The sequence below is a fragment of the Candidatus Cloacimonas sp. genome, assembly GCA_039680785.1.
Classification (GTDB): Bacteria; Cloacimonadota; Cloacimonadia; order Cloacimonadales; family Cloacimonadaceae; genus Cloacimonas.
This window is the reverse complement of sequence record JBDKSF010000109.1, coordinates 1-8,717: the sequence shown is the minus strand read 5'-3', so window position 1 is coordinate 8,717 and position 8,717 is coordinate 1. Positions and strand designations below refer to the sequence as shown.

The 8,717-nt window shown below is 38.0% G+C and carries 3 protein-coding genes; 1 reads left to right on the top strand and 2 read right to left on the bottom strand.

The genetic code is table 11. The annotated features are described in order from the left end of the window. Together ABFC98_07870 and ABFC98_07865 are read right to left on the bottom strand one after the other, a co-directional pair. On the bottom strand, positions 1–2,738 hold a 2,738-nt coding region (locus tag ABFC98_07870; GenBank protein ID MEN6445944.1), incomplete at its 3' end, for a C25 family cysteine peptidase. Between the two features lie 105 nt (positions 2,739–2,843). After that, entirely contained in the window at positions 2,844–6,635 is a 3,792-nt protein-coding gene (locus ABFC98_07865) for a C25 family cysteine peptidase (GenBank protein ID MEN6445943.1), read from the bottom strand. A 255-nt stretch (positions 6,636–6,890) separates the two neighbouring features. On the opposite strand from ABFC98_07865, the gene ABFC98_07860 reads away from it, so the two are divergent. Continuing rightward, positions 6,891–8,717 (top strand): M20/M25/M40 family metallo-hydrolase (locus ABFC98_07860; protein ID MEN6445942.1); only part of this gene is annotated, 1,827 nt, incomplete at its 3' end.

Here is an 8,717-nt window from a genome sequence, read left to right as displayed (position 1 = left end):
GCTAAAGAACCGTTATAACTACCGTCAGTTACATTCCAGTTACCGCCCTGAAAAACCCAAGGAAGGTCTCCAAAGCCCAATTCAAAATTTTCCATAACAATTCCCACTACGACTGCATAAGTATTGGAAAATGTATATTCTCCACTCATTGTCATAGCTGTAAGCTCAACCGTTGAGCCCATGGGAATTTGAGAACTGAAAGTAATGTTATATATAATCATTGCCGTTTCGCCCACTCCCAGATTATCTACCGTGGATATAATGGGAAAAACAAGATGCTGAACATCGTTCACGATTAAATCAGTGGAAACATCAGCGGCGTCACAATGCCCTGAATTAGTTATATTATAAGTAAAAGTTATATTTTCGCCGGCATCTATTCTGCCATTGTCATTCCCGCTACTATCATCCATTTGTAAAGAACTCCAGGAAATGGCTGGTGCATAAGCTATGAAATTGCGTTCATATTCAAAGGACTCATCATCAGCAGTAACAAAGGCAATATTCAAATTCACCGTATGCTCATCGGGAATGTTGTTGGCAATTTGAATCTGGAAAGTATCGGTATCATAACTTCCGCCACTAACGATATCGCCAATGGTCAAGTTTGGATTAAGCAGAGTTATATAAGGATCATCGGAAGAAAGAGTGATGCCGACATTGGAAGCAATGAAGCTACCAATGTTCGAAAGAGACATCTCCAAATTGACGATCTCGCCTGTTGTAAATACATTATCATTATCATCACTAAAAGTAATCTCATCAATCATTATGTAAGGGCCGGTACTTGGCAAAACCTGAATGGTCTGGATGTAGGTCTGATAATCAAATGCAGAAATGGTAAGAGTTAAATCCATCGGTTGATCTGGTATTACATCCAAATTGATTACACAATTGCCTATGGCATCAGCCGTTCCCTTTCCATAAATTAATTCAGAACCTGTTAAAGTGACTCTGGCAAAAGGTATGGTTTGAACCGTAAAACTGTCTATTCCCAAAAATAAAACAGGATTATAGGTAGCAGTGATAACTTGGGGATTTTGCGTGCGAACCATCAAAGATGCATCTCCAAAAATAGTCCAAGTTCTGGCATCGTCAAGTGCTTCCGTGCCATAAACTTCAATCATTTTATGTGCTCCATTGAATAATAAACTGCCAACCCGATGTTTCAAATTACCTACTAAAAGATCGTTAACTTCATCTTGAGCACGCATTGGCTCATTCCAATCCTGGTTGATAGTTGATCCCCAATAAGCAATTGCTCCGGCGGGAGCATTTGTCGTTTCATCAACGGAACGCATCCATGCCTCGGCAAAACAGGTCTGACTTACGAAATTACCATTCAAACAAGCAACCGCCACGATTAAAGGAAGCATATTATCATTAGTTAACATATTTACATTGGAATTGCTGAAGCCAGTAGTTCCCCAGGAAGTATCCGAACCATGCCCGCAATAGTTTAGCATACTGCGTCCACTGTTGATCGAAGTAGTCACCTGAGAGGCAGAAGCAGAAGCACCGTAAATTTGATCTACAGTGGTGTATCCATAATTTAACAGATCTGTCCGAATGTTATTTATGTGTGTGATATCACTTTCGCCCATATCACCTTGACTGCCACCACCATATTCAGAAGCGATTCCAGTGGCTTTTTCTAACCAAGTTGCTCCCGGGGCAATATCTCTTTCATAATAAATACTGCGGTCAACTTGGGTCTCCAATTCAGCGACAGTTTGCGCTGAAAAACGACCTATATAAATATCATAGTAATTATCATTCCCAGCCAGTAAAGCGTAAGAAGGATCGCTCCCTCCACCTGAATAAGTTAAAGTAGGAATTTGAGGTCCATCTCCAACGAGCTGAACGAACATCAATCCATCATTCAAATCATACTGATTCTGGATATATGTTTTAATATTAGCTGCGGAAGATCCAGCCGTGGTAACATCAACAACATCTACAGTAAAGCCCAACTGGTGTTTCCAATCCACCCAAGGTTGAATGGCTGCAGCAAACATACTATGCGTGATTACTAAAATTCTGCCTTCTTCCTCAATCGAAGGATACTTGGCGGAGCCAAAATTCAGAAACATATCCTGATACATACTTTCAAAATAGCGACTGTAGGAAGATTTGGGATTGGAAATAGCATTAGTGAGGTCTGTGCCTTGTGCCTGAACAGAAATGTTCATTTTGGTATATACCCTCAAGGTTCCTGTGGCAGGATAATATACAAAGGGTTGAAATCGAACTGTTATGCCTCTATAATCTCGCATAATGAAAGGTTCAGTTAAATAAGCTATTTCGGCGGGATAACTTTCCTGGCTCTGATAAAAATCAGCAAAAGTATAGGGTATGGAAGCAGGATCTATATTGCGCTCTATACTTCCTTTGGAGGGAGCAATAGGCATTTTAAGATCAATATATTCGCTATTGGTAATATTCAGATGATAACCAGCCATGGGCTGAATGATCATACTTCTGGCTAATACAGGAACTTGAGGCATCCCTTTTTCCAGAGTTAAACCTTCTTTTGGCATAAACAGGTTATACCATTGCTGTCCATTTATGGTTACAGATTCCCGATCAAAACTGCCCAAGGTAAATTGCAGCTCCAAATTATTGGGATTGCTGTTCGTTAACTGAATATTGTTAGCATAATCACTAACAACAATTTGTTCTGCACTGAGAGCAAGTAAACCCAGCAGCAGAAGTAAGATAAATACAAATCTTTTCATTGGTTCCTTCTTTGAAAATTATTAACTAAATTTAAATCCTTGCGAACTTTCATATTCATTTCTCGCAGGCATCCCTAAAAAGAGATGCCTGCAAAGATATTTCATTTATTTCATTAACATCATTTTATGAGTGGATGAATAGTTAGTTGTCTGCATCCGATAGAAATAAATTCCACTGGAAACATTCTTGCCCTGTTCATCTTTTCCGTTCCAAACAACTGTGTAATTACCCGCAGTTTTATGTTCATCAACCATCCTGCGAACCAATTGACCTTTGATATTATAGATATCCAGTTTCACAGGTCCGGCTACGCTTAAGGAATATTTTATGGATGTTTCAGGATTGAAGGGATTGGGATAATTTCTATGTAAAGCCGTAACTATAGGAATAACATTCACATCAACATTGGAAAGAGGCACTAAATTAACGGGAATAGTTACAGTGGGTTGATTGGGATCATTGGTAACGATACTTATCGCGGTATGAATTTCATGAACTGAACTTCCTGCAGTGTAATTTAGCGTAAAGCGCATAGTTTGTTCCGAACCTATCTGATAAGTAAATTCATTAGGTAACACTGCTCCATTCTGGTATAAAGTAAATTCCGTAGGCGTATAAATAATCCCTTGCATTGCAATATTACCCAAATTGCGGATAGTAAAATCAGAACTTACAGTTTCATTGGGAATTACATCGTTAAAATCTATCTGCTGCGTAGTGGAATAAAAGATAGCAGTATTCAATACACCCATTCCAGGAAAGAGAATATCATCCAGCCAAGCACAATCGCTACCGCTTACGGTTGATACATCTTTGGAATAAGTCCATTTGAAAGTATGATTACCTGCAGTAACAGGATAACTAACTTCAGTCCAATTGACTGATCCACTCCATGAACCTGTTTCCGTAGAATCTATATAAAACTTCAGGAAATCATAATCTGCCTCACTGCTCACTTTTAGCCAAAATGACATATTACTGTTTTCAGTTACATTCATAGTTATTTGCAGAGTAGTAGAGCTATTATTACCAATTGCACCAGATTTTACAGAATAATTTCCTTTATGAACATTGGCTGCGCCTTCTACAATAGTCCAAGGACTGCTGCTTGTATTAACCCAAGGCATTGCAGTAAAAGTTCCGCTCTCAAAACTCTCACCTATGATGCCGATGGGAATTTGAATGCTATGATTCAACATTTGAACGCCTGCATCCAAAGCAAAACCAACCGGAATAATTTCACCGTTTGGGCAATCTGCATCTATAAACAAATGAAAGTTCAATGGTATCCCATTGCCTACCGAAAGCGAAGGAATGGTGAAATTATATATATCCGATGTAAGATAAGGACTATTTAAAACAACAGTCAATGAACCACCTTGAACATTCATATGACCTGTATTGGAAATAGTCATAGATACAGATATAGCTTCTCCTGGCTCATAAATTCCATCAAAATCAGTATCAAAGAGAGTGTGATTACCGAAAACAACATTGGGAGCATTGATGATCAAATTGCGTTGCACTTCCCAACTGGTTTCTCCATTGCTAACTGTGATTACAAAAGTAGCTGTGTGTTGATCTGGAACTTCAGGCAAAATACTGATATTGAAGGCATTGTTTTGAGTATAACTTTCTCCCGCGGCAAGATCAGGTAACTGAACTGTGGCATTGTTCAAAACAATCCAGGGGCTATCACAAGTTAAAGTGGCAGTAAGATTAGTGGCTGCCTCAATGCCTACATTGTTAAATTGCATAGAAATGTTTATATTATCGCCAGCTTCGGCAACATTATTGTTATTGTCATTTATTTCCAAAGTCCCAGCAGTTACAAAAGGACCTTCATTGGGAATAACTTCTATATTGGTTATTAAGGGTTTACGAAGAGAACGAGTGATAACCAATTTAGCTAATCCGGGTTCATCAAAAGGAGTATAATTTAAAGTAAGATGCCCAGTAGCATCGGTTAAGCCCACACCATGTAATTCATCATTCATTGAAAGAGCCACATAGCTATTAGGATCTGCCTGAATATCCATACTGTTCAAGCCCAAAAACATTTGCGCCGGTGGAACATAAGAATTTTGAGCAGGAATACCCAGATAGGGAACCAAAGAAGGATCACCCATTATGGAATAAATCTCCCAATAATAATTTATGCGGGAACTATTTGCCTGAACTACTGCCAAATTTCCCATAACAACCATACTGCCGGCATTTCCAGCCCAATCAGCAAAAGGTTCACTGTGGTCATGAAAAACAGCGTCATAAGCACCTGTATGGCCTGCTACAAAAGGAGAACCAGTTCCTACGATAGGTGGTTTATAACCCACTCCCCAATAATAATCTTCATCCCAATAAGTGCTATTGGTGCCTCCAATATAAACTACTGCACCTTTATTAGTTGCCCGCAACCATGCCTCGGCAAAACAAATCGCGGAATCAAATTTACTGGTTAAACAGCAGTTTCCGACCACGAAGCTGTATTTATTTGTGTTTTGCAAAGAATTTACATTACTGATGGTTATATTGGGATCATACCAATAAGTTACATCTCCGTGAGCAGTGTAATTGGCATAACCAACTCCGTTGGAAAGATTTTGCACAATTGCCGATTCGGAACTTCCGGAGCCAGGATAAAGATAAGTGTGGCTGGTTATATTATGAGCTGTATTGAAATAGTTGGTAGTTCCATAATTTATCTGTCCATTGGCATGGCTGGAGCCGTAATTACTATCCACGCCGGCAATCATAACTACTTCACTCAAGTAAGCGTCGCTGGGCATAGTATATTGTTCATGCATCAAAGTTTTATTAACCTGATTGGTAACTTCGTCAACAGTAGTGGCTGAAAAACGGCCGAAATACAGTTCCGGCATATAATCCGTCCCCTGTAAACGCACATAATTTAGATCAGTAGGATGAGAACCTGTGCTACCACTATTTGTTGGAACCTGAGCTATATCACCCACAATAAGTAAATAGGAAGGTGCAGGATTTTCAGTTGTAGCGGCATTCCACATATTTTGCATATAGGTCTTGATGGCAGTTGCAGAAGTTCCGGTAACAGAAGTGGGAGCTACAATTACATTATAGCCCTCTTGTTTTTTCCAGTTAATAAAGGACTGCATAGGCGTAATAAAATTATCGGGTAAAATAATAACATAACCGATGGGATAACGCAGTAAGGAAGTTCTCTGTGGTTCATAATTCAGAATAGTTCCGGCGAATACATTTTCAAACACGGGAGAGAAGGTTTTTTGTTGCAATGTATTTGTAGCAGAATAGTCCCCTCCGTTAAAACTGACATTAACTTCAGCATTGTAAATCACTTCAATTTGTTTTAAGGCAGGATTGTATTTAACAGGTACAAAATCCAAGGCAAAAATCCTAATTCCACGCATCATTCCGAGTTCCGTTACACTAATAGATGGATTATCAGTCCAAGTGTTGGAATTGTAAAAATTCCTGTTCACTTCAAAAGGTAACTGTTCTAAATTCGCTGATTTGGAAACCGATTCTTGACGAGGCATCAAAGGATAATAGACACCATATTGATCAAGATTTAGCGTTTTTGATTCTATATTTGAGAGATTTACTGTAACCGACGCTCCTAAAGGAACACTAATCAGTTTACGCATTAAAGGTAAAGCAGGCATACCGGTTGTGTTTGTAGAAGTGTAATCAAGGGAATTGAGTTCAGTAAAAATACCTTCTTTCGTATTTACTTCTTGGAATTGCAGTTTGTTCATAGCATAACTAACCGAAAGTCCACTTTTACTTTTTTCCTGCAATTTAATCTTCGCAGGGTTATCCTGTAATTTGATAATTCCATTTGCCGCCACTAACATAGCAGCAGTAAGAATTAGAATGACTATTAGGGATAGTTTTTTCATCATTTCTCCTATTTTATATAAGCATTATTTAAAATCTATTCCACTATTTAATATATGCAAATTTGATGCCGAAACCAATAAATTTATAACCTCTAAACCGTAAAGCAGAAAAATTTAGTGACTACCTGGCAGAACTTTGCCTCAAAAATCTTCATTTGCTTTTGTAAGATAATCGGATTATCTTATTTTTATTAAGTAAGGAGTGGAATAATATTTGCTTTTTATAACACAATTCTTTACCAATAGGAGATAAAGATGAGAAAATGGCTCATTACTATTATAGCAGTGTTTCTTTTAAGTATCGTTTATGCTACACCTGAGTATTTAATTGGATATCCTGTATCTGAATTATCATTATCCCAAGAAGACAATTCCTTGAATAATGCAGTAAAAGCATTTTCACAAAGTGGAATGGAAGTTTATTACTATAATGAATCATACATAATAGCAGGCACCAAGGTGGATAACTATCCTAAAGCTAAATATTTAGGTAATCCCAAAAGCGGAAATTATTACCTTGTCACTATAAATAACAGATTTCCTTTATTGGAGACCACCGAAAACGGAGAGGTATTGTTACAAATGGGTTCGGTGTTTCTTTATAAAACAAACATTGATGAAATTCAACTTAGGCAAAGTATTAAAAATCCTTTTGTCCCTCTGTTATTTGAGCCCCTGAAATTCTCGCCTAAAACAATGATGACTGAGACATTGGAAAATACAAGAACTGATATAACCAGTTTGGTTGCTGATGTTTCTGTGGACAGTGTTTCGTATTTCATCCAATCTCTGCAGAATTTTACGACTCGTTATGCTTTGGCAAATAATCGTTTAGAAGTGGCTAATTGGATAAAGTCCCAATTTGAACGATTTGGGATAACCGATTCTCAATTATATCCTTTTCAGTGGAGTGGAACTACTCAATATGATGTGGTTGCTACAATTCCGGGAACTATTTATCCAGATACTTATATTATCGTAGGCGGACATCATGATTCCATAACTAACGATAATCCAATGACTTTTGCTCCTGGTGCAGATGATAATGCCAGTGGAACAGTTGCCGCCTTAGAAATGGCAAGAGTATTGATGTCAAATAATTATCAGCCCAAATGTTCCATCCGTTTTGTTACTTTTGCGGCAGAAGAATTTGGGCTTTGGGGTTCTAAGGCATACGCTACAATGGCAGATCAAAATAATCTGGATATCCGTTTAATGATTAATCATGATATGATAGCTAATACAAGTCCCAATCCCTGGGATTCGAGAGTTTTTTTAATGCCTTATGATGGATATCTTGATCTCACCGAATATGCAGCTATGCTAACTTCACAATATACCACTCTATTGCCTGTTTATGGATCAATGAATTTAAGCGCCAGTGATAGTTATTCCTTCTGGCAGCATGGCTTCCCGGTCGTTTATTTCTTTGAGTATAATTTTTCGGATGTCTATCACAGTAATAATGATATTGTAGCTAATCTTGATCCATTTTATTGTACCAAAGTAATTCGTGCTTCCACCGCCGTTGCTGTCAGTTTTGCTGATATGCCTTCCACGCCTACAAATTTCACTGTTCAGGATGAAGGCACCGGTAGCAGTATTCATCTTAGTTGGAATCCAGTTTCCGATCCTACTCTTTCGCATTATAAAATCTCCTGGGGTATTACACAGGATAATCTTAGCGATTCTCAAACTACAATGCAGAATGAGATAAGTATTAACAATCTGACAACTGGGCAGCTTTATCACTTTGCTTTAACTGCCGTTGATGATAATGATAATGAAAGTATGCCTATATTTAATCAAGCTGTTCCCAGATTAATTCCTTCCGTCCCAGTTAGTTTTACTGATAATCCTTTACCTCAGGTAGTTGAACTTGTTTGGCAAGCAAATACGGAACTTGATTTAGCAGGTTATAAATTATACCGTTCTTTGAACAGCTCAGAAATCGGTGAACTTGTTGCCACTATACCTCCCACAGTTCATAGTTTTACGGATGCCAATGTTCAAGGAGGCGATTTTTATTATTACTATCGTCTTTGTGCTTTTGATGAGGATAATAATAACAGTTCTTATACA